The sequence below is a fragment of the Bombella saccharophila genome (assembly GCF_026385475.1).
Lineage (GTDB): Bacteria > Pseudomonadota > Alphaproteobacteria > Acetobacterales > Acetobacteraceae > Bombella > Bombella saccharophila.
On record NZ_JANIDW010000003.1, the window covers coordinates 102,203 to 124,090 of the forward strand.

Annotated in this window: 20 protein-coding genes and 2 tRNA genes; 12 read left to right on the top strand and 10 right to left on the bottom strand. The window is 51.3% G+C overall.

Going from position 1 to position 21,888, the window contains the following annotated elements:
- Positions 1 to 64: 64 nt before the first annotated feature.
- The 5 genes from NQF64_RS06535 to NQF64_RS06555 all read left to right on the top strand — a co-directional run bounded on the left by NQF64_RS06535 (position 65) and on the right by NQF64_RS06555 (position 3,740).
- Positions 65 to 1,357, top strand: coding sequence for a hemolysin family protein (locus tag NQF64_RS06535; protein WP_099026954.1), 1,293 nt, complete (start codon positions 65 to 67; stop codon positions 1,355 to 1,357).
- Positions 1,358 to 1,627: 270 nt separating this feature from the next.
- Positions 1,628 to 2,041, top strand: coding sequence for an RNA polymerase-binding protein DksA (gene dksA, locus NQF64_RS06540; RefSeq protein ID WP_099027063.1), 414 nt, complete (start codon positions 1,628 to 1,630; stop codon positions 2,039 to 2,041).
- 61 nt (positions 2,042 to 2,102) lie between these two features.
- Positions 2,103 to 2,177: transfer RNA gene (locus NQF64_RS06545), tRNA-Thr, on the top strand.
- A gap of 70 nt (positions 2,178 to 2,247) precedes the next feature.
- Positions 2,248 to 2,610, top strand: coding sequence for an arsenate reductase (locus tag NQF64_RS06550; protein WP_099026953.1), 363 nt, complete (start codon positions 2,248 to 2,250; stop codon positions 2,608 to 2,610).
- An 86-nt stretch (positions 2,611 to 2,696) separates the two neighbouring features.
- Positions 2,697 to 3,740 (top strand): hypothetical protein, encoded by a 1,044-nt coding sequence (locus NQF64_RS06555; RefSeq protein ID WP_099026952.1) that lies wholly within the window; start codon positions 2,697 to 2,699, stop codon positions 3,738 to 3,740.
- Between the two features lie 5 nt (positions 3,741 to 3,745).
- On the opposite strand, the gene NQF64_RS06560 is transcribed toward NQF64_RS06555, so the two are convergent.
- Together NQF64_RS06560 and NQF64_RS06565 are read right to left on the bottom strand one after the other, a co-directional pair.
- Positions 3,746 to 5,293, bottom strand: a complete 1,548-nt coding sequence (locus NQF64_RS06560; protein ID WP_266106880.1) for a glycosyltransferase family 2 protein — start codon at positions 5,291 to 5,293, stop codon at positions 3,746 to 3,748.
- A complete protein-coding gene (locus NQF64_RS06565; RefSeq protein WP_266106881.1) occupies positions 5,283 to 5,756 on the bottom strand; it encodes a hypothetical protein in 474 nt (157 codons plus the stop codon). The genes NQF64_RS06560 and NQF64_RS06565 overlap by 11 nt, the downstream gene beginning before the upstream one ends.
- A gap of 144 nt (positions 5,757 to 5,900) precedes the next feature.
- On the opposite strand from NQF64_RS06565, the gene gap reads away from it, so the two are divergent.
- Together gap and NQF64_RS06575 are read left to right on the top strand one after the other, a co-directional pair.
- The gene (gap, locus tag NQF64_RS06570; protein ID WP_099026950.1) at positions 5,901 to 6,923 is read left to right on the top strand and encodes a type I glyceraldehyde-3-phosphate dehydrogenase; all 1,023 of its coding nucleotides are present in this window, start codon (positions 5,901 to 5,903) and stop codon (positions 6,921 to 6,923) included.
- 2 nt (positions 6,924 to 6,925) lie between these two features.
- Positions 6,926 to 8,119 (top strand): phosphoglycerate kinase, encoded by a 1,194-nt coding sequence (locus NQF64_RS06575; protein ID WP_099026949.1) that lies wholly within the window; start codon positions 6,926 to 6,928, stop codon positions 8,117 to 8,119.
- A gap of 148 nt (positions 8,120 to 8,267) precedes the next feature.
- Here the strand turns inward: NQF64_RS06575 and rpoH are convergent, their stop codons facing one another.
- Together rpoH and NQF64_RS06585 are read right to left on the bottom strand one after the other, a co-directional pair.
- Positions 8,268 to 9,173, bottom strand: a complete 906-nt coding sequence (gene rpoH, locus NQF64_RS06580; protein WP_155573773.1) for an RNA polymerase sigma factor RpoH — start codon at positions 9,171 to 9,173, stop codon at positions 8,268 to 8,270.
- Positions 9,174 to 9,401: 228 nt separating this feature from the next.
- On the bottom strand, positions 9,402 to 10,400 hold the full coding sequence (locus NQF64_RS06585) for an RluA family pseudouridine synthase (RefSeq protein WP_266106882.1): 999 nt from the start codon (positions 10,398 to 10,400) through the stop codon (positions 9,402 to 9,404).
- On the opposite strand from NQF64_RS06585, the gene NQF64_RS06590 reads away from it, so the two are divergent.
- Positions 10,399 to 10,809: a hypothetical protein gene (locus NQF64_RS06590; protein WP_099026946.1), complete on the top strand. Its 411-nt coding sequence runs from the start codon at positions 10,399 to 10,401 to the stop codon at positions 10,807 to 10,809. The two genes, NQF64_RS06585 and NQF64_RS06590, sit on opposite strands and share 2 nt — an antisense overlap.
- On the opposite strand, the gene NQF64_RS06595 is transcribed toward NQF64_RS06590, so the two are convergent.
- On the bottom strand, positions 10,810 to 11,133 hold the full coding sequence (locus NQF64_RS06595) for an ArsR/SmtB family transcription factor (protein WP_266106883.1): 324 nt from the start codon (positions 11,131 to 11,133) through the stop codon (positions 10,810 to 10,812).
- Between the two features lie 129 nt (positions 11,134 to 11,262).
- Between NQF64_RS06595 and NQF64_RS06600 the strand changes: the two genes are divergently transcribed.
- The gene (locus NQF64_RS06600; RefSeq protein WP_266106884.1) at positions 11,263 to 12,342 is read left to right on the top strand and encodes an alkene reductase; all 1,080 of its coding nucleotides are present in this window, start codon (positions 11,263 to 11,265) and stop codon (positions 12,340 to 12,342) included.
- Between the two features lie 72 nt (positions 12,343 to 12,414).
- Here the strand turns inward: NQF64_RS06600 and rlmB are convergent, their stop codons facing one another.
- Positions 12,415 to 13,218: a 23S rRNA (guanosine(2251)-2'-O)-methyltransferase RlmB gene (rlmB, locus tag NQF64_RS06605; RefSeq protein WP_266106885.1), complete on the bottom strand. Its 804-nt coding sequence runs from the start codon at positions 13,216 to 13,218 to the stop codon at positions 12,415 to 12,417.
- A gap of 75 nt (positions 13,219 to 13,293) precedes the next feature.
- Between rlmB and NQF64_RS06610 the strand changes: the two genes are divergently transcribed.
- A tRNA-Tyr gene (locus tag NQF64_RS06610) sits at positions 13,294 to 13,379 on the top strand.
- Between the two features lie 51 nt (positions 13,380 to 13,430).
- On the opposite strand, the gene NQF64_RS06615 is transcribed toward NQF64_RS06610, so the two are convergent.
- Positions 13,431 to 15,317 (bottom strand): P-loop NTPase fold protein, encoded by a 1,887-nt coding sequence (locus tag NQF64_RS06615; RefSeq protein ID WP_266106886.1) that lies wholly within the window; start codon positions 15,315 to 15,317, stop codon positions 13,431 to 13,433.
- Positions 15,318 to 15,487: 170 nt separating this feature from the next.
- Here NQF64_RS06615 and NQF64_RS06620 point away from each other — a divergent pair, with 170 nt between their 5' ends.
- Positions 15,488 to 18,037 (top strand): excinuclease ABC subunit UvrA, encoded by a 2,550-nt coding sequence (locus NQF64_RS06620; protein ID WP_407651828.1) that lies wholly within the window; start codon positions 15,488 to 15,490, stop codon positions 18,035 to 18,037.
- A gap of 46 nt (positions 18,038 to 18,083) precedes the next feature.
- Here the strand turns inward: NQF64_RS06620 and NQF64_RS06625 are convergent, their stop codons facing one another.
- From NQF64_RS06625 to NQF64_RS06635, 3 genes are all read right to left on the bottom strand, one after another.
- Positions 18,084 to 19,151, bottom strand: coding sequence for an NAD(P)-dependent alcohol dehydrogenase (locus NQF64_RS06625; protein ID WP_266106887.1), 1,068 nt, complete (start codon positions 19,149 to 19,151; stop codon positions 18,084 to 18,086).
- A gap of 112 nt (positions 19,152 to 19,263) precedes the next feature.
- A complete protein-coding gene (locus tag NQF64_RS06630; RefSeq protein WP_323670701.1) occupies positions 19,264 to 20,235 on the bottom strand; it encodes an AraC family transcriptional regulator in 972 nt (323 codons plus the stop codon).
- Entirely contained in the window at positions 20,232 to 20,819 is a 588-nt protein-coding gene (locus NQF64_RS06635; protein WP_266106888.1) for an NAD(P)H-dependent oxidoreductase, read from the bottom strand. Before NQF64_RS06635 ends, NQF64_RS06630 begins: the two co-directional genes overlap by 4 nt.
- 229 nt (positions 20,820 to 21,048) lie before the next feature.
- Here NQF64_RS06635 and NQF64_RS06640 point away from each other — a divergent pair, with 229 nt between their 5' ends.
- A complete protein-coding gene (locus tag NQF64_RS06640; protein ID WP_180794226.1) occupies positions 21,049 to 21,879 on the top strand; it encodes a response regulator transcription factor in 831 nt (276 codons plus the stop codon).
- Positions 21,880 to 21,888: the final 9 nt, after the last annotated feature.

Genomic DNA, 21,888 nt, shown 5'->3' on the forward strand with positions numbered 1-21,888 from the left:
TTTCCTGCCCTGAGTGCCCTGACGTCATCTTGTGATGTAGGGCAGATCAGGGCAGGATAGCTTTATGATGATTCCTATCCTTATAATTGTTCTGCTTATCGTCCTTAACGGCGTATTTGCTACGGGTGAATTGGCACTAATTTCAGCCAAACGAGCCCGGCTTTCTCATCTTGCACAAACAAAAGTGGCAGGTGCGGAGCGTGCGTTAAAGCTAGCGGAAAATCCTCAAAATTTTCTACCAACCGTGCAGATAGGCATGACCCTTGTCTCTATCTTGGAAGGGGCATTTGGGGGAAGCCAGATTGAGGAATCACTCCAACATTATATAGAGCATTGGGCTGTTTTGCAGCCTTTTGCCGGTGAGCTATCCATTATCCTTGTGGTGGCTTGCATTACCTTTGCGATGCTTGTTTTTGGTGAGCTTGTCCCGAAGCAGATCGCCTTGCAAAGGCCAGAGGTGATCGCCATTCATCTCTCTGCACCACTTTTAGCTTTATCTTGGTGCACGCGCCCTATTGTCTGGTTGCTGAGTAAGACATCAAACTGCGTCTTACATCTTATTGGTATTGGCTCTCTTCCACGTGCCACAGTAACGGAAGAGGAGCTAAAGGCAGTCCTGCAAGAGGGAATGCAGGCCGGCATATTAGAGACGGAAGAGCGCGCGATTATCGAGCGTCTGTTGCGTCTTGCTGACCGCCCCGTGCGCGCTATTATGACGCCACGTAATGAATTATTTTGGATAGATCGCCACGCGGATCCGGAAACGCTGGTTAGTAAATTGCGTCAGTCCTCTTATGGGCGGATTGTTGTGTGTGAGGGGGATGTGGATCACCCTGTGGGGGTGATGCTGGCTAAGGATGTGATGGACCGGTTATTGTTAGGTCTGCCCCTTTCGATTGATGCTGTCTTGCGGACCCCGCCTGCTATTCCAGATAGCCTTACAGCACAAGGGATGATTGAACGCCTCAAAGGGATTTCGTTAGGGATTGTTTTTGTCTTTGATGAATATGGCTCTTTTGAGGGGATCGTCACGCCGTCTGATGTCTTTGAGGCCATTATTGGTGATGAAGCTTTGGATGTATCTGCCAAAAAGAAGCAGGAAACAGATGGGAAAGAGGAATATATTCTTGATGGCTTCATGCCGATTGATGATGTGTGTGTCCGGCTTGATATACCGCCTCTGCCTGGGGAGGGGCGATACCACACGTTGGGTGGGGCGTTGATGGCCCTCTTACGCCGTGTGCCAGCACGGGGGGATAAAGTTGTTTTCTCTGGCTGGTTGTTTGAGGTGTTGGAGACAGAGCGTCGTCGTGTTTTGCGTGTACGAGTTAGTCGTCGTGCTTTGGCACAAAATTAATGCTTGATGATGGAGGTAAAGATAGACCAAAAAGTTAAATAATGATTAATGAAGAACAAAAGTCTATTTTTGTTTAGATAGTCGTTAGACAGCGGGTTACCGGGTCTTTTGACCATGAAATTATTGTTATTATGCGGATAGTTGCTAAAAATTTCCTAATTGCGTCTTGCGTGGTTGGTGAGGGCCGATATAAGTCGGGGCAGCATCTTTCCCATGGTGTATTATGGTGAAACGATGGGTGAGATGCGGTGCTGCGAGAAGGAGTTGCGCATGATTACGCTTTCACCTGACTATCGTCCTTCTGATGATGAAGAGTTCATGAGTGAACAGCAATTAGCTTATTTTAAGCAAAAGCTGTTGCATTGGCGGATGGACCTTCTCAAAGAGGCGGGGGAGACGTTAGCGAGTCTTTCAGAAGGTGGGATTCGTGAGGCAGATTTGGCCGATCGTGCAACGGTGGAGACAGACCGTGCTTTTGAGCTAAGAACGCGTGATCGTGCTCGTAAGTTGATCATCAAGATTGATATGGCCTTAGCGCGGATTGAAGATGGCTCTTATGGCTATTGCGAGGAAACGGGTGAGCCTATTGGTTTGCAACGTTTGGAGGCGCGGCCTATCGCCACTTTGTCGCTAGAGGCGCAAGAGCGGCACGAGCGGCATGAAAAGATTTATCGTGATGATTAATTTAAAGGGTTGCGTGGTGGGGAAGAAACAGGCTAGGTAACCCGCCATAGGTTTTCGCCGTGCTGCTGTAGCTCAGTGGTAGAGCACTCCCTTGGTAAGGGAGAGGTCGCGAGTTCAATCCTCGCCAGCAGCACCATGATGATGCCGTTACCTTAATTTCTTCTGTTCATTTTGCTTCCTCCTTCTCGTTAAGAAAAGCGCATTTTATGGCTGCCATGGTCGTTTTGTACGGGATTAAAACCTGCTCCACTGTTAAAAAAGCGATGAAATGGTTGGAAGAACAAGACATCGCCTTTCAGTATCATGATGTTCGTAAGGATGGTGTCACCTCAGCATTGCTGACATCTTGGTGCGCTCTGTTGGGCTGGGAGAAGTTGTTGAATCGCTCTAGCTTGACGTTTCGCCGGCTTGATAATGCCGATAAAGAAGGGTTGGATGAGTCAAAGGCGATAGCTTTGATGATGGCACATCCAACGCTTATACGGCGGCCTGTTACTGTAATGGGTGAGCGTGTCGTGGTTGGGTTTAAACCAGAGCTTTATGAGGGCTTTTTTAACCGGACGGCTTGAGTATGCCTATGGTCTCGCTCTTAGGTATATAGGATGCTAAAAGGCCCCATTTTCGGGGCTTTTATTTTGGGAGGGAAGGTTAGGTCATGGAGGTGTTTGCACGGCGTGTTCCGACTTCCCCTTCTGGGCGGGGGGTGGAAAAGGCCTATCCGCTTTTGGCTCCAGAGCAAGTGCAAGCACTCTTTCAACGGCGCGTTATAGAGATATGCAGCCGGTTTGATGAATGGAAAACGCCCATAAGGGTCGGTGGTGTTATTGGGGATGTTCCCGGTGACCATTGGCGGCGGCGCGAGGGCACACCGCTTTTAGATGCGCAAACGGGGGCCTCTTTGTTATTAGATATCCCTCCGTCATTATTGGCTGGAGAGGGGGTGCGTGCTGGTGAGAAGGTGCAGGTTGTTGGTTGGTTAAAAGCACAATTGCAGAAGGGGCATATTACGCTGCGTTGTGAGGTGTTATCTATCGAGCAAGATGTCGTCGAGACAGCGACCCAGCGTAGTGAAGCCTTGTTGGAGATAATGCGGAGTTTGCTACCGCGACGACGCGCCTTCCCAGTGCAGGAAGGGGCCCGCATGTTGTTGCTTGGCATTGGGATAGAGGGCGAGCGATTACGCCGTATGCAGCCCACTCTTGGTGGGTTATGGACAGACCGTACCGTGGTGAGATGCGCCGTGCCAAAGGTGGAGGCCGAGGCGTTCCTCCAGACGTTACCACAGGTAGAGCAGGATATTATCTTGCTCATCGTGGCGGAAGATTGCTTGGCAGTTTTGGAAAATGCGGTTTGTCTAAAGGCTCTTTTGTCTTGCCCAGCTTATCGTATTTTGGCGTATGATGGGGGGGCATCTAATAGCGAGCAGGCAACGCTTTTACCTCACATGGTAGAGCAATTTTTTATGACCCCGTTGGAGGCAGCAGAGTTTATCCGCCAGCATAGTGCTCAAGTGCGTCAACGTCAGGATGAAGAGCGCGCTCAGCAAGAGGAACTGGCCGCTTTGCGGACTAGCCTTGCCGCATTAACACAACGGCCGACGGATGGCTCCTCCCGCTTTTCATGGTTTACGCTTTTATGTGGTGTGACCCTAGGAACAGCCATTGTGGTGGTAGGGCATTGGGGCATCCACATATTTTAGCGTTTTTAGGGCAGAAAAGCGGGCTTTTTTGTAAAGTGGGGTAAGAACTCCTCTAAAATAGGGGCCACCGTGCGGAGATGCTGTGTTGATGAAGGTGATAAGAGCAAAAGAGCGCGTTGGAGGTCCTGCGGTTGAACAGTAGGATGTCCTGCCAGCCACATGAGCAATCCGCGAACACTTAACCCATCTTCTTCGTTTGCCGGAGGGAGTGGCGTAAAGAGCATGGGGGGAGGTACCGCGGCGGGGATCATCTCCAGCACTGTGCTGCCATGGCCTGTTTCGTGTGGGAGCAGGACGGTTTGTTTTACCGGGTCATAGGTAATGTGCAGGCTAACCATCCCAAAGGGGCAAGGTGCGTCCCCAAGGGTAAAGGGTGTGGCATCTTGTGTGTAAAGCGTTAGGAGATGGGGTGTGCTTTCCTGCCAGAAACCGGCAAAGGGCCTGTGATGTTCTGGTGGGTCGCACTCTAATAATTGTCCCTCAGTCGAGCGAAGCAAGACCGTACGGCCTGGCTCATAATGCGCAGAAAATTGTGGGTTGAGGGTAAGTACATCCTCCAATGAAGGTCGGATACGGTCATACAGGAAGGTCTCGTGCCGGACGTGATCTTCTAATGTAAGATCACTATCGTGCAGGAGCCACGCCGCACGTTGTTTTTCAAGCTGTTGTTGTACGAGGTCGCGTAAGCGAGAGAGACCAGCACGTAGAGCACTCTCGCGCATATGATTAGCAAGCTGGCGCATAAGCTGCACTTTGTCGCGCTCTGGTGTGGTGATCTGCTCGTTACGGTCATAATGAGCACGCATAGCCGCAGGCAACTCGGTTTCATCATGAGCCTGAGCGCAGATATAATGTTGAATTGCTCCCCCCTTCCAAGGGGCGGCTAGTGTAGAGTCGTCATGAGGCTGGTAAGCTTGCCCATCACTACGGATGATAGTCTCGAGTGGAAGGTCAAAAAGGAAAGGATTGGTGAGCGCATTTGCTTCTGGTAGGTGGTCGAGTCGGGCGAGCAAACGAACAAAGTGATGGTCATGAAATTCTGGCGGAGCATGCCAGACATAATTGTTAATAATATGCCCGGGGGGAGGCATGAGATGCCCCGCCGTCCCGTAAATGCGCCAATGTAGTGCAATGGCAGTGGTGTTGTCTTTAGTGTGTTGAAAGAGGGAGCGGAGGTCATAATTCGGGCTTAGATACTCATCTGCATCTAAGATGGCGATCCAATCTTCAACAGCGTCCTCGTCCGGTCTGTGGGAGGTAGATTGGTCTAGCTCTTGTGTAATGTGACGAAGGGACGTCAGCGCAAGGCGCGTTAGGTTTAGGCGGCGCTCTTCGGCGGAGAGTGTGTCGTCAAGTTCCGCTGCAATCCACGAAACGGGCCAGTCGGCTTGATAAGCTTGGATGGTTTGGCGGCCATTATCAAAGGCCCCACTATCAATCACAACGATGTGCTCCACCCCCAAGGCAAGATGCCATGCCAGCCATCCAGCTAAGGTGTGATCTGCTTTTTTGAGGAGGAGAGCGCAGGTAAGACGGGGACGCCTAGCGGACATAAATGCGTACCATATTGTTATGAACGGTTGGGTCGGCACTTACGCGCATATCCAGTTGGATAGGGCGTGCCCCAGCGGCCAGAATGTGATGCCCGACGGATGAGACTAGATGTTGGGTTATATCATGCAAGGTTTGTCTCTCCGCTTCAGGCGTTTGTTGCATAGGTGTTATGCCCTGAACGATGAACAGGATGTTAGCCTTCCGGCTTAAGGCCAATTTTGTGGCTTTTTCCACAGCTGGGCCGTATTCGTCTTCTGGTGTGCCATCAATAATTTGCAGGAAGGCCGGCTTGCCGGGGGCTGAGACGGGCAAAGCGGGAGCAGCGACGCGCGGCGGCCTCCCCGCTTGTGGGTCAAACGTCCGTTGATCAATAGGATTACAGCCCCAAAGAGGGGTTGCCAGCGTCATAAGAAAGGCTGAGCGGATCCATAAAGCGGAGCGGTGGGCATAAGAAACCATCATATATCACTTACTTACAGGAAGCGGGGCATGACGCAAGAGGGTAGCAGGCTTGCTTTAAAAACTTCATTTTCCCTCTGTTGCTCTGCCACAAGGGTGCTATGGATGGTACGTCCTTTAGCTACCAAATTATGGAGGAAGCGACCAATGGCCGTTAAAATTGCAATCAATGGGTTCGGGCGCATCGGGCGTCTGGTTCTTCGTGGGATTATCGAGAGCGGGCGCACAGATGTTGAGCCTGTACTGATTAACGATCTCGGTTCTGTGGAGGCCAACGCTCACCTCCTGAAGTATGACACCATCCATGGCCGCCTGCCGGCTGAGGTTGAGGTCGTCAATGGTGACCTGCTCATCAAGACCCATGCTGGTAAGACCATCGGGCCTATCAAGGTGACCTCTCAGCGTAACCCAGAAGAGATTCCGCTTCAGGGTGTTGATGTGGCGATGGAGTGCACAGGCCTCTTTACAGCACGCGATAAAGCCTCTGCCCTGCTGAAAGCTGGTGCAAAGCATGTGCTGATTTCCGCTCCGGGTAAGGATGCAGATGCCACCATCGTTTATGGTGTGAATAACGAGGCTCTGAAGCCGGGTATGCAGATCGTTTCCAACGGGTCCTGCACAACCAACTGTCTCTCCCCAGTTGCTGCTGTGCTGGATGACAAGTTCGGCATCGAGCGTGGTTACATGGTGACAGTTCACTCTTACACGGGTGACCAGCGCACAATCGACACACTGCATAAAGACCCACGCCGTGCGCGCGCTGCAGCTGTAAACATCATCCCGACCTCCACAGGGGCTGCCCGCGCTGTTGCGCTGGTTCTACCACATCTGAAGGGCAAGTTGGATGGTACAGCGATTCGCGTCCCAACGCCGAACGTCTCCCTCGTCTCTTTGGACTTCGTGCCGAAGCGTAAACCATCTTCCATTGAGGAAGTGAACGAGGCCGTGCGTGAGGCTTCTGAGGGCCGGCTGAAAGGCATCCTCGGCTACAATACAGAGCCGCTGGTGAGCCACGACTTCAACCATGTTGCCTTCTCCTCCACCTTCGATGCAACGCAGACAGCGTTGGTTGATGGCGGTGAGCTGGTCCGCATCTGCGCATGGTATGACAATGAGTGGGGCTTCTCCAACCGTATGTCCGACACAGCGTCTCTCTTTGGGAAACTCTGATCATGGCTTTTCGCACGCTAGATAAAGCGGAGGTACGCGGTAAACGCGTACTTCTCCGCGCTGACCTGAATGTCCCCATGCATGAAGGTGCCATCACCGATACAACGCGTATTGAGCGTGTGCTGCCGACCATCCGCGAGCTGATTGAGAAGGGGGCTAAGGTCATCCTTCTCAGCCACTTCGACCGTCCTAAAGGGAAGGTCGTGCCTGAGATGTCGCTGGCACCGGTGGGTAAGCGTCTGGGTGAGCTGCTAGGTCGCCCGGTTGCTTTTGCGTCCGACTGCGTTGGGCCGGAAGCTAAAAAGGCGGTTGATGCCCTAAAGGATGGCGATGTCCTCCTGTTGGAGAACACACGCTTCCACGCTGAGGAAGAGAAGAACGATCCTGCATTCTCCAAAGCATTGGCTGCTAATGGGGATATTTATGTAGATGATGCGTTCTCTGCAGCTCACCGCGCTCATGCCTCGACAGAGGGTGTAGCCCATCTTCTGCCTGCTTATGCAGGCCGCTTGATGGAAGCTGAGTTGAAGGCTCTTTCCGCAGCTTTGGAGAATCCAAAACGCCCTGTTGGGGCCGTTATTGGTGGCTCCAAAATCTCCACGAAGCTGGACCTCATCGGCAACGTGTTGGATAAAGTGGATGTGCTGTTCATCGGTGGGGCTATGGCTAATACCTTCCTCGCTGCTGAGGGTGTGAAGGTTGGCAAGTCCCTCCAAGAGGCCGACATGCACGAGACAGCCCGCAAGATTGCCGCTCATGCTAAAGAGAAGGGCTGCAAGCTGGTTCTGCCAGTAGATGCCGTTGTCGCGCGTGAGTTCAAAGCGGGTGCGCCTTCTGAGGTTGTGCCGGTGGATAAGGTGCCTGATGACGCCATGATCCTCGATGCCGGGCCAAAAACAGCCGAGCTTATCTCCAAGCATTTAGCTGACCTTAAGACTCTGGTCTGGAATGGTCCGCTTGGTGCCTTTGAGATTGCCCCGTTTGATAAAGCAACGGTGGAAGTGGCTCAGGCCGCAGCGAAGCTGACAGAAGCAGGCAAGCTGCTCACAGTGGCAGGCGGTGGTGATACGGTTTCTGCTCTGCGTCATGCAGGTGTGGCAGACCGTATGAGCTACGTCTCCACAGCGGGCGGTGCCTTCCTCGAATGGCTGGAGGGTAAGACCCTTCCGGGTGTTGAGGTGCTACGCGCTAAATAAGACATCGGGTTAAACCGAAGTTTTAAAAAGGCGGTTGTCCTTATGGGGTACCGCCTTTTTTGATGATGTTATTTATAAAAATGCGGCTCGTTAAAACGAACCGCAGTCTTGCAAGGATGAAAAAGGGCCAGAGGGGGAGAGGGACGCTTTAAGCGTCATCCTCTGTGAAGCCTTGCTCCTTACGGCGGGCTTTTACGGCAGAAGCCATAGCTTTTTGTAATTTCTCCATCGCACGGGCTTCAATTTGACGAATACGTTCGCGTGAGACGCCGTAATGGTGGGAGAGTTCCTCCAAAGTGGAAGGGTCCTCCTTCAAGCGGCGTTCTGTGAGGATGTGACGCTCACGCTCATTAAGGGTTTGCATCGCTTCAGCGAGGAGGGCCTTACGGCCATTCATATCCTCATTTTCAGCTAGCGTATCTTCTTGGCTCTCATTTTGGTCCACAAGCCAGTCTTGCCATTCTTGCTCACCATCAATGCGCAGTGGGGCATTAAGGCTATGATCCGGCGCGGTGAGGCGGCGATTCATGGAGATGACATCTTGCTCTGGCACACCGAGCGTCTTAGCAATATGGTCAATCTGCTCTGGTTGAAGGTCGCCTTCCTCATAAGCTTGCATCTGGCCTTTAAGGCGGCGGAGATTGAAGAAGAGTTTTTTCTGCGCAGCTGTGGTCCCCATTTTCACTAAGGACCAGCTATGGAGGATATATTCCTGAATAGCCGCACGAATCCACCACATAGCGTAAGTGGCTAAGCGGAAGCCGCGCTCTGGGTCAAAACGGCGGACAGCCTGCATCATGCCGATATTGCCCTCGCTGATAAGCTCGCTTACGGGCAGACCATAACCGCGATAGCTCATGGCGATTTTTGCAACAAGGCGCAGATGAGAAGTCACAAGCTCATGAGCAGCACTGCTATCATGCTTATCTCGCCAGCGGCGGGCTAAATCTAACTCTTGCTCGGATGTGAGGAGAGGAAAACGGCGGATTTCCTGAAGATAGCGGGATAAATTGGTCTCCGGCCCAATGGCAGGAAGAGTAGTGGGAGACTTCATATAAGCTCGACTCCTTGCACCCAGCTGGCAAAAGGCAGGGCGACGTTCACCCGTTCTTCTACCACAGGAATGACGCATCCTTTTGCCAACTCTAATTCCTGTCTATTGATATCTCTACCCCCAAATAGGGCAGTGGAGGCATGCGTTGTATTTAGGACTCCTATAGGTTCCTTTCTTTTAATCGGCTTTTGCAAAAAACAAAACTTAAGAAAAAGTTATATTGATGGATTATGTTTTAAGGCTCTCTATTAAAGCCCGAAAATCCTCCGGCAAAGGGGCTGTAAAATGCAGCATTTCCCGTGTGCGGGGGTGTATAAAACCGAGTGTTGCGGCATGGAGGGCTTGGCGGGGGAAGTCCAACGCTTCATCGCGCAGTGTCACGGGGAGTTTGCGCGCCGCAGCGGGGATGCGACGAAGATAAACAGGGTCGCCTAATAAAGGATGCCCATTATGAGAGAGATGAACACGGATTTGATGCGTACGTCCCGTTGCTAAGCGGCACTCCACAAGGGAGACGGCGTTATGGAATGTTTCCTTTGTTTTATAACGCGTTAGGGCCTGTTTTCCCCCTTGGGTAACAACGGCCATGCGTTTGCGGTCTCGTTTATCGCGGCCGATAGCCCCTTCAAACTCACCAGCAGGTGGGAGAATCCCCCATGCGAGCGCAAGATAGGCGCGCTCCATCGTGCGGGTAGCAAAGGCTTCGGAGAGTGCTTCATGAGCGAGGGGGGTTTTCGCAACGACCATCACGCCAGATGTATCTTTGTCTAAACGGTGCACGATTCCGGGTCGTTTCTCTCCTCCAATGCCCTCAAAATCAGGCCCGCAATGGCCGAGGAGGGCATTTACAAGGGTCCCTGTCTCATTCCCAGGGGCGGGATGGACCACCAATCCGGCGGGTTTGTCCAAGACGATGAGGTCCCTATCCTCAAAAAGAATATCCAAGGGGATGCTCTCAGCTTGTGGGCGGGCAGGCTCTGGCGGGGGTAAGCGGAGCTGTATGCTCATTCCTTTACGAAAAGTAAATGAAGGGTCTCGTCGGGGGGATCCATTACAGGTAAGATGACCTGTCTCAATCAAGGTTTTGACGCGGGAGCGGGATAATGTCCCGATGATATCGGCGAGTATACGGTCAGCGCGTTGTCCTGCTTGCTCCTGCGTTACAGTGAATGAGTAGAGTACAGATGCATCTGCAGAGAGAGAATCGGAAATGAGAAAGTCGGACATGGCTTCTAGTCTAGTTGGATCTAAAGAGAACAGCGAGCTTTATGCGCCACGTTCCTCCCGTGGTTTGCTAGCTGCCGTAATCATTATGGGGCTCATGATCATTATAGGGGCAACTGCACTAGTTGGTGTTATTATTTATCGCGTTGTACATCAATCTGCCGTTTCTACAGAGCGGCCTGCGGCTACGATGATGCAAAGCGCGGTAGAGCCATCTTCTCTTTCTAGCGTAGCGCGTTTGAAGGTTCCCCGTCTGCCTGGGGAGCATGTTATTATGGTCTCGGCGCGCCAGGATGGAGCATTCGCTGTTATGTTAAAAGATGAACAAGGAGGCGTGCGTATTTTGCTGTGGAGCCCAGAGCAGGCACGCATCATTGCAGAATTAACATTAACAGCACCATCGTCGCCTTAATTAAGGGCTCGCTGGGTCTATCGCATAGCCGCGTAGGATACTGCTCATCAAGCCAGGGAAGCGCTCCTCTAGCATCGCAAGACGTAATGTATTGCGATGTTGGACCCCTTCTACACGTGTGTGCAGGATGCCTGCTTCTCGCAACACTTGAAAATGATGTGACATGCTGGATTTAGGCCGTCCGCGTAGGAGGGTTGTGCAGTTTGCTTCCCCCAAATTGTATAAATGATAGATAATGCCCAGACGCACCGGGTCCGCTATAGCGCGGAGGAGCGGGAGGAGGGCAACCTCCTCTGGGGCAGGGTGATGATATAACGTGGCCATGCCTCTCTGTATCGGGAGTCGGAGGGTGTTTTGTCAAGATTGTAGTTCTATATTGATGGAACAATAAGCCTGTGTTAGCCTCAACGGCAGAAGGGACGTTTCTCTTCATGTTTGTTAAAGGAGGACGTTATGGCAACGTTGTTTGAGCCCATTTCCTTTGGGGCTATTAAGGCGGCTAATCGTGTTGTTATGGCACCGCTTACCCGGGCACGGGCGGGCAAAGATGCTGTGCCGACACCTATCATGGTGGAATATTACGCACAGCGGGCGACTGCCGGGCTGATTATCTCCGAGGCCGTGGGTATTTCTCGCCAAGGGCTTGGCTGGGCCTATGCTACAGGCATTTGGAATGACGCGCAGGTAAAGGGCTGGAAGGCCGTCACCGATGCCGTGCATGAGAAGGGCGGTAAGATTGTCTGCCAGCTTTGGCATATGGGGCGGATGGTCCATTCCTCCACAACGGGGGAGCAGCCGGTGGCGCCGTCTCCTTCCACAGCACCGGGGCACATCCATACCTATGAGGGCAAGGCCCCTTATGAGGAGGCCCGTGCGCTACGTCTGGATGAGATTCCGGGGATCATTGAGGATTACATCAAGGCTGCGCGCAATGCGATGAAAGCCGGGTTCGATGGTGTGCAGATTCACTCTGCCAATGGTTATCTGCTTGATGAGTTCTTGCGTGATGGCACGAACCATCGGACGGATGCTTATGGTGGGTCTGTCGAGAATCGTCTGCGTCTGCTGCGTGAGGTGACGGAAGCTGTCATTAAGGAAGTTGGGGCCGAGCATGTCGGTGTTCGTCTCTCCCCGAATGGCGAGGTGCAGGGCACGATAGATAGCAAGCCGGAAACTGTCTTTATCCCGGCAGCGAAGATGTTGAATGACCTCGGTGTGGCATGGCTGGAGCTGCGTGAAGCTAATCCTTCCAGCACCTTTGGCGGGGCTACAGAGCAGCCTAAATTATCGCCAGAAATCCGCAAGGTGTTCACCCGTCCGCTGGTGCTGAATCAGGAATATACGCGTGATGACGCTCTGAAGGCCGTGGCAGAAGGCAAGGCAGATGCTATCAGCTTTGGGCGCGCCTATATTGCTAACCCGGACCTCGTGCGCCGCTTGAAGGAGGATTTACCGCTTCAACAAGATGATATGGCCACATGGTACGGCCCGATTGAGGCGAAAGGCTATACGGATTATCCGTTTGCCAAGTAAAAGCAGGCCATAAAGTATAATGATGGGGTGGTGCTGGGTTTTCTGGCTCCACCCCATTTTATATGGCAGCTGTTAGCTGAGGGGGCGGGTCAGCTCGTATAGGGCTACCGCAGAAGCGTTGGAGACATTTAGGCTCTCCATCGGGCCAGACATGTAAATGGAGGCAATCTCATCACATGTCTCCCGTGTTAGGCGGCGTAGCCCTGCCCCCTCGGCCCCTAGAACGAGAGCCACACGGCGTTGACCAAGCTGGGTGCGGTCTAAGCGCGTCCCACCAGCATCTAACCCCACGACCCAGAAGCCCGCTTTTTGTAAGCTTTGCAGCGTGCGGGAGATATTCGTTTCCCGAATGATGGGCACAATATCCAATCCGCCAGAGGCCGCTTTGGCCATAGTCCCGGTTTCATCAGGTGTGTGACGGTCTTGCACGATGAGAGCAGCGGCCCCAAAAGCGGCGGCAGAGCGTAGAATGGCCCCGATATTGCGCGGGTCTGTTACTTGGTCCAATACAAGGATAGGGCCGGGGCGGTCGATCACATCCACAAGAGCCGGGTTTTCCAACGGCTCGACATTGAGGCACACCCCTTGATGCACGGCCTCTTTACCGCAGAGGGCATCTAGCTCCTCCCGGCTGACGATGCGCGGTTGATGCGCTGTTTGGGGAAGGGCAGCCTCGGCCTCCTTGGTGGCAAGCAGGGCGTAAATAACGCGCGCAGGGTTGAGGAGGGCGGCCTCTACAGCATGTTGACCATAGAGCCAATAACCCTTGCCAGCAGCGGGGGCTCCATGCCGCGTTGTTTGACGACGGGAGCGATTGCGGGAGAGATTTTGCGCCTCTGGCAAAGCCACACGGCGTGAGGATGATTTTTTAGCCATAATCCCCTGTATAATCCCTTAACCACGCATTGACATAGCCCGAAATGCATATTATCACACGCCCAACCTGAGTACGGAGGGGTGCCCGAGTGGCTAAAGGGGGCGGACTGTAAATCCGCTGGCGTACGCCTACGTTGGTTCGAATCCAACCCCCTCCACCAGGTGTTTTTCTTGGAAAATTATGTTGGATTTGCTGGCTTGGCGTTGTGCGCTCAAGCCTGTTGCAAGGTTTCGATATTTCGACTGAGCACCTCTTTGGAGAGGGGATCGGTATCCGGGTTGTCCATGGCTCGTTCGAGAGATTGTGTGAGGTGTTCAAACCATTCTCTCTCACGGGAGAGGGGATCGGATGCAAGGAGCGTTTTTTGGAATCGCTTATTAAGCGATGAGAAAATGAGATATTGAGAAATAGCCGTTTGGTCTGCCAGTTTTTCTATAAAAAGGGTGGGGCTAATAAGATGGAGATAAGGCATTTCACGTAAGTAAGGATATTTATTCTGTACACCATGGATTAAGAAGGCAGCATTTTTATGGGCAATGATTTTCTCAAGAAGAGGTGGAATATTTGCCCTAAAGAATTCTTCTTTCTTCGATAGAAAGAAGTTTTTAATGTCAAACAGTAGGTCAGTATCGTTATCTGTGGAAATGTAGTTGCTAATTTGATGACCAGAAAGATGATGCGGTGGATAAGTAAGGTCTTTTTCGGTTAAAGAGAGGGTATCAATATAACGGATAATATAGTCTTGTAATTTAGAGATAGGATCTCCGTTGGTAACACCTAATTTGTGCAAGAAGAGGTAAAGATCGCATATATGGAGAACCTCTTCATCATCCCGTGCCATAGTGCTTTGGAAGTCATGAAGAAAATTATAAACGAGTGCGTTCCCTTTTTCTTTTAGATGGTTCTCATGTTCATAAAATAATAATTGTTGCCATGAGGGTGTTTCATCATCTTGGAAGAAATAAGAGGCTATATTTTTTAAGGCGGCCTCATCTAGTTTGCCATCATCAAGCATATTATAGAGGATGGGATATACATTATAATAGATTTGAAAACGCTGGAAATAAGGCTTATTGCCCATTGTTAAATAAGCTTTTTCCGTCTCCGTATAACGATCAATTTCATGATGATTATCTTCAAGATAAAAATGCATATTAAAGTCTAAGATTTCACAAATCTGGGCTAAACTTCTTTTATGGAGGCATTTTTCTATGATAAGCCCATAGAGTAAATAGAGGATATCAATAATTTGTTGTTCATATTTCTTGCAATCATAATGTTTCTTAAAGAAAGTGAATAAAGCACTCCCAAATGTTATGAAGAAGGATAGTGTTCTAAGGTTCCTTACTCTTGTTGCATTTATAAAGGTGATGAATTGATCTTCATGTTTTAATAAAAACTTTGTGAAAGCTGTTTCTGGGGTGCGGGATAATGTATCCTTCCATGTACTGCGGACATCTGGGCGGACGGATAATGTAAGGTAGATTGTTTTTTCTTTTATACGACTATAACGATATTTTTCTTCATCATTATTGGCTGCAATATCTTCCTCATGGGCTATGAGGATCACACGGGTTTCACGTGATTCTACTAAAGGATGTATGAGGGCCAATATATCGGATATAGGCATTTTTGCATGTTCTATATCATCCAAAATTAAGATACGGTCTTTAAAGATATTTTTTTTATGACCTTTTGGGGTAGGGGTCCCTAAAAGGATGGCTGGGTCTTTTTTATTTTGTTTTGTGGGGTGTAGATTGATATTTAATGTATTACTAAGTAAACCTTTAAAGAGGACTTTACCTAATTCTCCAACTTTTTTACCCCAAAAAGGGTGCATTGAGGCGTAAATAGCTTTTGTAAGGTCATTAGCATCCTGAATTCCAGAGAGGGATACATAGATGACATTAAGGGCGGTATTGGTAGTATGTTCTTTTTTACGTTTGGCGAAAAAGCGTTTTACAAGCCAGGTTTTGCCGCAACCACGTGGACCATCAATCATTAAAGCAAAAGGGGGCTTATTAGTGCCGTAACAATATTGGTTAAGGAGTGTTGCGATATATTTATTTGGACCGGCCCAGTTGTATTTTTTAGTCATATTGAATATGTGTTTCCTCACGTACATAAAGTAGCGTTCCGTCTCTGAATACAAAGCGGTGAAGCCTTCTAGGCACGAGCTAGCATGTGATTGCGGCAGAGCTACATTGGTAAACGATATGTTAATCTCTTCGCAATCTTAGTCAATGGTTAGGAGGATGTATGGCCAAGATGTCATCATCAAAGGATCAGTCTGCGTATGGCCACTCTGACCATTGGGGAGCGGCGGGTATGATCCGTATAGAAGGCGCGCAAGAGCATAATTTAAAGGATGTCTCGTTGGAGGTTCCACGGGGTTGTCTGGTGGTGTTTACGGGGGTGTCTGGGTCGGGGAAGTCCTCTCTGGCATTTGGGACGTTGTATGCCGAGGCACAGCGGCGTTATTTGGAGACAGTCGCCCCCTATGCGCGGCGTTTGTTCCATCAGCTGCCCCCGCCAAAAATCCGTAATATCGAGGGGCTACCGCCTGTCATTGCGCTTCAGCAGCAGGCGGGGACAAGCAGCCGGTCCTCTGTGGGGAGTGTGACAACGCTCTCTAACTTATTGCGGATGCTCTATTCCCGTGCGGGTACCTATCCCGCCGATGCGCCTATGCTGGAGAGTGACGACTTCTTCGCGAACACCCCGCAGGGAGCGTGCCCGCGTTGCCAAGGTACGGGATGGCTCTATGATGTTGTGGAAGAAAAGATGGTACCCGATCCGACCTTGACCCTGCGGGAAAAAGCCGTAGCGGCTTGGCCCGGTGCGTGGCAGGGGCAGAATTTGCGGGACATCCTTATGATGCGCGGGATAGACCTCGACACACCATGGCAAGACCTGCCCAAAGCTACCCGGGAGTGGATACTCTATACGGATGAAACCCCAACCGAGCCTATCTATCGGGGGTTGAATTATGCTGAGAGCCAAGCGGCTATCAAACGGGGAGAGCCTGCAACCTATCAGGGAACTTTCGCTAGTGCGCGCCGCTATGTGATGCAGAGCTTCCATGGTTCTAAAAGTGCAAAAATGCGCACCCGTGCGGCATCCTTCATGCAGGCGACGCGCTGCCCTGTGTGTCATGGGGCGCGTTTAAAGCCTGAGGCTCTCGCTGTGACCTTTGGGGGGCAGGATATTGCGGCCCTGTCTCACCTGCCTTTAGAGCAGCTTTATCATGTGTTGAAGGAGCAGCTTGCAGAAAATCAACTGAGTGATGCTCAAGGCCGTGTGATTGAGGAGATTGGCACGGCTTTAATGAAGCGGTTGGAGATTTTGTTGGAGCTGGGGCTAGGGTACCTTCAAACGGACCGCGCTGTGGATAGTCTCTCCCCCGGTGAGTATCAACGCTTGCGGCTGGGTACGCAGGTTCATTCCGCTTTGTTCGGTGTGGCTTATGTGTTGGATGAGCCTGCCGCAGGGCTGCATCCTGCGGATATTGAATCGCTTTTGAATGTGTTAGGCCGTTTGCCCAAGGCGGGGAACTCCCTCCTTATTGTGGAGCATGACCCGGTGGTGATGCGTCATGCTGATTGGCTTGTGGATATTGGCCCCGGTGCGGGCCGTCATGGGGGGCAGGTGCTTTATAGCGGCCCGCCGGATGGTTTACGGCAGGTGGAGGCCTCCCGTACGCGGCCTTATCTATTTGCTCCACCACCTTTGGAATGTGGCTCTAGGCGGCCTATAGAGCGGTGGCTTCAGATAGAGAACATCACATGGCGGAACATGCAGAATCTCTCGTTAAAGTTGCCGCTGGGTGTGTTGGTGAGCGTGACGGGTGTATCTGGCTCCGGTAAGTCGAGCTTGGTGAGTCAGGCCCTTGTGAGTTTGGTCAGCCGTGCGCTGGGTCAGACGATTGAGGAAGCGGATGAGCGGCAAGAGGATGATGAGACCGCACCGCTAGTGGGTGAGGCTGTGGAGGCGCAGCCGGAAGGGCAGATTATCGCAGGGTTGGAGCATGTGAAGCGTCTGGCTGTGATAACGCAAAAGCCCATTGGGCGGACGTCACGCTCTAATCTGGCGACATATACGGGTATTTTCGACCATATTCGCAAGCTTTTTGCTGCAACCGATGCTGCCTGCGCGGCAACGTTGGATGAAAGTAGCTTTAGCTTCAATGTCGCAAAAGGGCGATGCCCGCATTGCGAGGGGTTGGGGACGGTCTCGGTCGGGTTGCTTTTTATGCCCGGTGTGGAGGCCCCGTGCCCGGTTTGTCATGGGGCACGGTATAAGGATGAGGTTCTCGCCATCACGCTGCGGAATAAAAGCATCGCTGATGTGTTGGCAATGACAGTGGATGAGGCTTGTAGCTTCTTTGCAGGCGAGGGGATCTTGGCCCGTGGGTTAGATACATTGGTGCAATCTGGGTTAGGGTATCTTCGCCTTGGTCAGCCCGCGCCGGAACTATCTGGTGGGGAAGCGCAGCGTCTCAAATTGGCGACAGAGCTGCAAAAGCGGCGGTCAGCCCCTATGCTGTATATTTTGGATGAGCCCACAACAGGGTTGCATCCCTCAGATACAGACCGGCTTTTAGGGCAGCTGCAAACGCTTGTGGAGCAAGGCCATAGCGTGGTTGTGACCGAGCATAATATGCGTGTTGCTGCGGCGAGTGATTGGGTGATTGATATTGGCCCCGGCAGTGGGGAGAAAGGCGGGCAGATTATTGCTGCTGGTCCACCAGAGGATGTAGCGCAGGACCCTGCTAGCCGCACTGGGCCTTATGTGCGGGCAATTTTAGAAGGCGTCTAAAAAGGTACTGCCCCGCCAACCAATATGGCGGGGCAGGTGAAGTCGTTTAGTCAGCCTTTAACGTGCTCATATCAATGACAAAGCGATAATGCGTATCGCCTTTTTCGAGTTCTTTAAAAACGTCATTAATATCCTGCATGGCAACGGTTTTGGTGTCGGGCAGGATGTTTTTACGGGCACAGAAATTCAGCAATTCTTGCGTTTCACGGATGCCGCCAACGAGGGAACCAGTAATACGACGACGACCATAGACGAGCGGTAGGGTGGTGGTGGTAGGTAATGGGCCAATCTGCCCCACCATGGAGAATGTCCCATCTACATCCAATAAGGGGAGGTAGGGGGTGATGTCATGCTCGACAGGGATGGTATCAATAATGAGGTCGAAGCTATTGACGGCTGCCTGCATGGCCTTGTCATTGCTGGATGCTAAAAGCTTGTCAGCGCCAATGGCGAGGGCGTCTTGTTGTTTTTTATCACTGCGGGAAATGACAGTAACTTCCGCACCGAGTGCTACGGCTAGTTTTACAGCCATTTGGCCTAGCCCGCCAAGGCCGATAACAGCAACGCGCGTACCCGGCCCTACTTGGCAGGTGCGTAGGGGCGACCATGTGGTGATGCCCGCACAAAGGAGCGGTGCTGCCTTGGAGATGTCCAACCCTTTGGGGACTTTAAGGGCGAATTCCTGCCGGACAACAAGATGTTTGGAATAACCGCCCATATTGGGGGTGTTGTCCACTACATCAATACCGCCATAAACACCATTCATGCCGATGGGATGCTTTTGCCCCTCGCGGCAATATTGCTCCTCCCCTTTGCGGCATTGGTCACAATTTTGGCAGCTATCGACCATGCAGCCGACGGCTACAATATCGCCAATCTTATGGCGGGTTACATCCGGGCCTGTCTCGATGACACGGCCAATAATCTCATGGCCTGGTATAGCAGGGTAGGGTGTATGGCCCCAGTCATTGCGGACCCAATGCAGGTCGGAATGACAAACACCGCAATAGAGAATTTCCATCACAACATCGTTGGGGCGAGGGTTGCGGCGGTCAAAATGGAAGGGGTTGAGTGTATCCTCAGCGGAGGTGCAGGCAAAACCGACAGTACGCATAGCCACGATCCTTCATCAAAGGCAGTGTTATAATTTTGAGCCTGTAAGCTTTTAGCAGCTTATGGAGGAATGGCTGTATGTTCAACGCAGTAGAGTTAATGGCAGCCCTGCGTTAGAACCAGACATCCTCATGCTGGCGTTTATACGCCTCAATACCGATTGTGCGGATATGTTGGAGGTCCGCATGGGGAGGGCGACCAAAGATATGTTTATAATCGCGGCTGAATTGGGAAGGGCTGTCATACCCTACTAAAAAACCAGCATGAGCGGCTTTAGTGCCTTCATGCACCATAAGACGGCGTGCTTCTTGGAGGCGGAGTTTCGTCCGATATTGGACGGGCGTCATGCCGGTAAGCTCGCTAAAACGTTTATAGAAGGTGGATTGTCCCATTCCTGCGATGGTGACGAGCGTATTCATCTCAAAATGTTCGTGGAAATGGTGGCGAAGGTAATTGAGCGCTCGGTTAATGCGTGAAAGATCACTATGGCTTTGGGCAATATCGCGCAAAACATGGCCTTGTTGGCCATGTAGAAAATAATAAAGAAGCTCTTTTTTATAAAGTTGGGCTAAAAAATGAGAATTTTTATCTGGGTCTAGGAGGTTAACAAGGCGAAGGAGCGCATGGAGGATGTTATCTGTGATGTTGCTAAGGCCCATAGCAGGATAGGCCGTTGTAACGGTGTTATGAAGAGAGTGCGGTGAGGGGATGTTTGTGTGGGTGGTTTGGCTCTCTCGTATAATCTCGTTTATCTCGGAGGGGGAAAAGCTAATGCAAACTGCAAGATGCGGTGCGGCTGCAGAAGCACGCGTAATTTGCCCAGAGACGGGGAGGTCTAACGTGGAGATGAGATATTGGCTCTCATCGTAAAGAATAGGGCGATCATGTAAATAGAGGACCTTCTCCCCCTGCACGACGATGTAAATGCGTGGTTCATATACGACAAGGACAGGGTCGGTTATGGTCTCAGTACGATATAATGTGAGAAAATCACATATCGTATGGGTAACCGGGCCCGTACAATGGGGGTAATAGCCGCTTGCAGGGCAGCAAGAGGGGGGTGTGGCATAGCCCCTAGAGACTATAGGGGTAAGATGACACGTTCAATATGTTTCTGATAAGCTTCTTTTAGAGCGGGGAGATTAGGGTTCTTCATCACATCAGTGGCAAGGAAAGTCGGCAAACGCTCCATCCCAAGGAAGGCATGAGCGCGGTAAAAAGGGAATAAAACCGCATCAATCCCACCACCGTTGAAGAACTGGTTAGGCTCCTCAAACGCCTCAAGAGGGGCGTTCCATGTCGTAGAGACCATAAAGCGTTTGCCATGGAGGAGCCCCCCAGAGCCATAGAGCTTGGTTGGGTCATGGCGGCTACGCCCATCATTTTTATAAAAAATACCATGCGCCTCGGTGAAAACATCATCCATATATTTTTTGAGAGGCCATGGCGTACCCATCCACCAGCCAGGGAATTGGTAAAGGATAATATCTGCGTTTTGGAAGGCTTTTATCTCATCATCAAGATTATAGCCTTGCTCAATGATGGTTTGGCTGATCGTAAAACCAGTTTTTACGAGCAGGGCAGCGGCATGCTCTTGTAATGTTTGGTTTAGTTTCCCAGCGGAATGGGCAAAAGCTTTTGCCCCATTGATGAGGTGACAGTGTGTCATGATGGAGTCGTTTCGTTATGGCTTTGTTAATGCCTTGTTTTATAGATGGCTACGCCCCCGTCAAGAGGGCAGAAAACCTCAAGACGTCCATTAAAAAGCGATAAAATGGCCTTAAATTAAAGGAATATTCTTATTGCATTTAAATTTTACAAGGTTATTTTAATGTCGTGTTAGCGTTAAGTCTTGATAGCAGGGAAATGTTAAAACGATGACAAAAAGGAAAACTGCCATGCGGTTGATCTGTGTCGGTGATAGCCCGAAGAATATGGATGGTCGCCCCTGTTCTACTCTTTCAGAAGCGGTGTCAGAGGGGGGTATTTTCTTACGTATCTCTGGCCGTGAGGGTGTCCTGAGTGCTTTGCGTAATGATCAGTCCGATGTGGCGGTGATCCAGCAGACAAGCCCAGACCCGTTGTTGATCAGAACGATCCGTAACAACCGTTTTAGCCTGCCGATTTTGATTATCGCGCGTAATTTAACAGCTGAGAATGTGGCAGATGCCCTTGCAGCAGGTGCGGATGATTGCGTGCCAATTACTGTTGGGCCGATTGAGCTTTTAGCCCGTCTTAAGGCCATTGTGCGGCGTGTGATGGACCATGGGGTGACAAGTCAGATCATCAATGTTGGTCGTCTGACTGTTAAAGAAGATATGCGTGAGGTCTTGGTGGATGAAGAGATCCTGCCTTTAACGCAGGGGGAATATGATATTATGTCCCTCATGGTGCGTCGTCGGGGGAGCCTGCTTAACAAGGCTGCGATTTTGTCCACCCTTTATGCAGGGCGGGAGAAGCCCATCAGCAAGACAATTGATGTCATGGTGTGCCGTATCCGGCAGAAATTGCGCTCCCGTGGGATTCAAAAGCCTTTTATCACCAGTTGGGGGATGGGGTATCGCCTTAATGAGGAGGCTTTTCTTCCGTTGGGTGCGCGGGCTGAGGATGCTTGTGATCCTGCTCATCGCCAAGGGCTGCGGGAGTCTAGCATGCCGGTTTCAGCAGGTTTTGGTGTGACCGCTATGGCTGGTGAAGGCGTGAGCATGCAGCCGGTTCCTCAAGGTTAAGGGTAGGCA

What these genes read in the sequence shown, in the direction of transcription:
- NQF64_RS06535 (WP_099026954.1), top strand. Translation starts at nt 65, where the DNA reads ATGATGATTCCTATCCTTATAATTGTTCTGCTTATCGTCCTTAACGGC.
- dksA (WP_099027063.1), top strand. Translation starts at nt 1,628, where the DNA reads ATGATTACGCTTTCACCTGACTATCGTCCTTCTGATGATGAAGAGTTC.
- NQF64_RS06550 (WP_099026953.1), top strand. Translation starts at nt 2,248, where the DNA reads ATGGCTGCCATGGTCGTTTTGTACGGGATTAAAACCTGCTCCACTGTT.
- NQF64_RS06555 (WP_099026952.1), top strand. Translation starts at nt 2,697, where the DNA reads ATGGAGGTGTTTGCACGGCGTGTTCCGACTTCCCCTTCTGGGCGGGGG.
- NQF64_RS06560 (WP_266106880.1), bottom strand. Translation starts at nt 5,293, where the DNA reads ATGTCCGCTAGGCGTCCCCGTCTTACCTGCGCTCTCCTCCTCAAAAAA.
- NQF64_RS06565 (WP_266106881.1), bottom strand. Translation starts at nt 5,756, where the DNA reads ATGATGGTTTCTTATGCCCACCGCTCCGCTTTATGGATCCGCTCAGCC.
- gap (WP_099026950.1), top strand. Translation starts at nt 5,901, where the DNA reads ATGGCCGTTAAAATTGCAATCAATGGGTTCGGGCGCATCGGGCGTCTG.
- NQF64_RS06575 (WP_099026949.1), top strand. Translation starts at nt 6,926, where the DNA reads ATGGCTTTTCGCACGCTAGATAAAGCGGAGGTACGCGGTAAACGCGTA.
- rpoH (WP_155573773.1), bottom strand. Translation starts at nt 9,173, where the DNA reads ATGAAGTCTCCCACTACTCTTCCTGCCATTGGGCCGGAGACCAATTTA.
- NQF64_RS06590 (WP_099026946.1), top strand. Translation starts at nt 10,399, where the DNA reads ATGGCTTCTAGTCTAGTTGGATCTAAAGAGAACAGCGAGCTTTATGCG.
- NQF64_RS06585 (WP_266106882.1), bottom strand. Translation starts at nt 10,400, where the DNA reads ATGTCCGACTTTCTCATTTCCGATTCTCTCTCTGCAGATGCATCTGTA.
- NQF64_RS06595 (WP_266106883.1), bottom strand. Translation starts at nt 11,133, where the DNA reads ATGGCCACGTTATATCATCACCCTGCCCCAGAGGAGGTTGCCCTCCTC.
- NQF64_RS06600 (WP_266106884.1), top strand. Translation starts at nt 11,263, where the DNA reads ATGGCAACGTTGTTTGAGCCCATTTCCTTTGGGGCTATTAAGGCGGCT.
- rlmB (WP_266106885.1), bottom strand. Translation starts at nt 13,218, where the DNA reads ATGGCTAAAAAATCATCCTCACGCCGTGTGGCTTTGCCAGAGGCGCAA.
- NQF64_RS06615 (WP_266106886.1), bottom strand. Translation starts at nt 15,317, where the DNA reads ATGACTAAAAAATACAACTGGGCCGGTCCAAATAAATATATCGCAACA.
- NQF64_RS06620 (WP_407651828.1), top strand. Translation starts at nt 15,488, where the DNA reads ATGTCATCATCAAAGGATCAGTCTGCGTATGGCCACTCTGACCATTGG.
- NQF64_RS06625 (WP_266106887.1), bottom strand. Translation starts at nt 19,151, where the DNA reads ATGCGTACTGTCGGTTTTGCCTGCACCTCCGCTGAGGATACACTCAAC.
- NQF64_RS06635 (WP_266106888.1), bottom strand. Translation starts at nt 20,819, where the DNA reads ATGACACACTGTCACCTCATCAATGGGGCAAAAGCTTTTGCCCATTCC.
- NQF64_RS06640 (WP_180794226.1), top strand. Translation starts at nt 21,049, where the DNA reads ATGCGGTTGATCTGTGTCGGTGATAGCCCGAAGAATATGGATGGTCGC.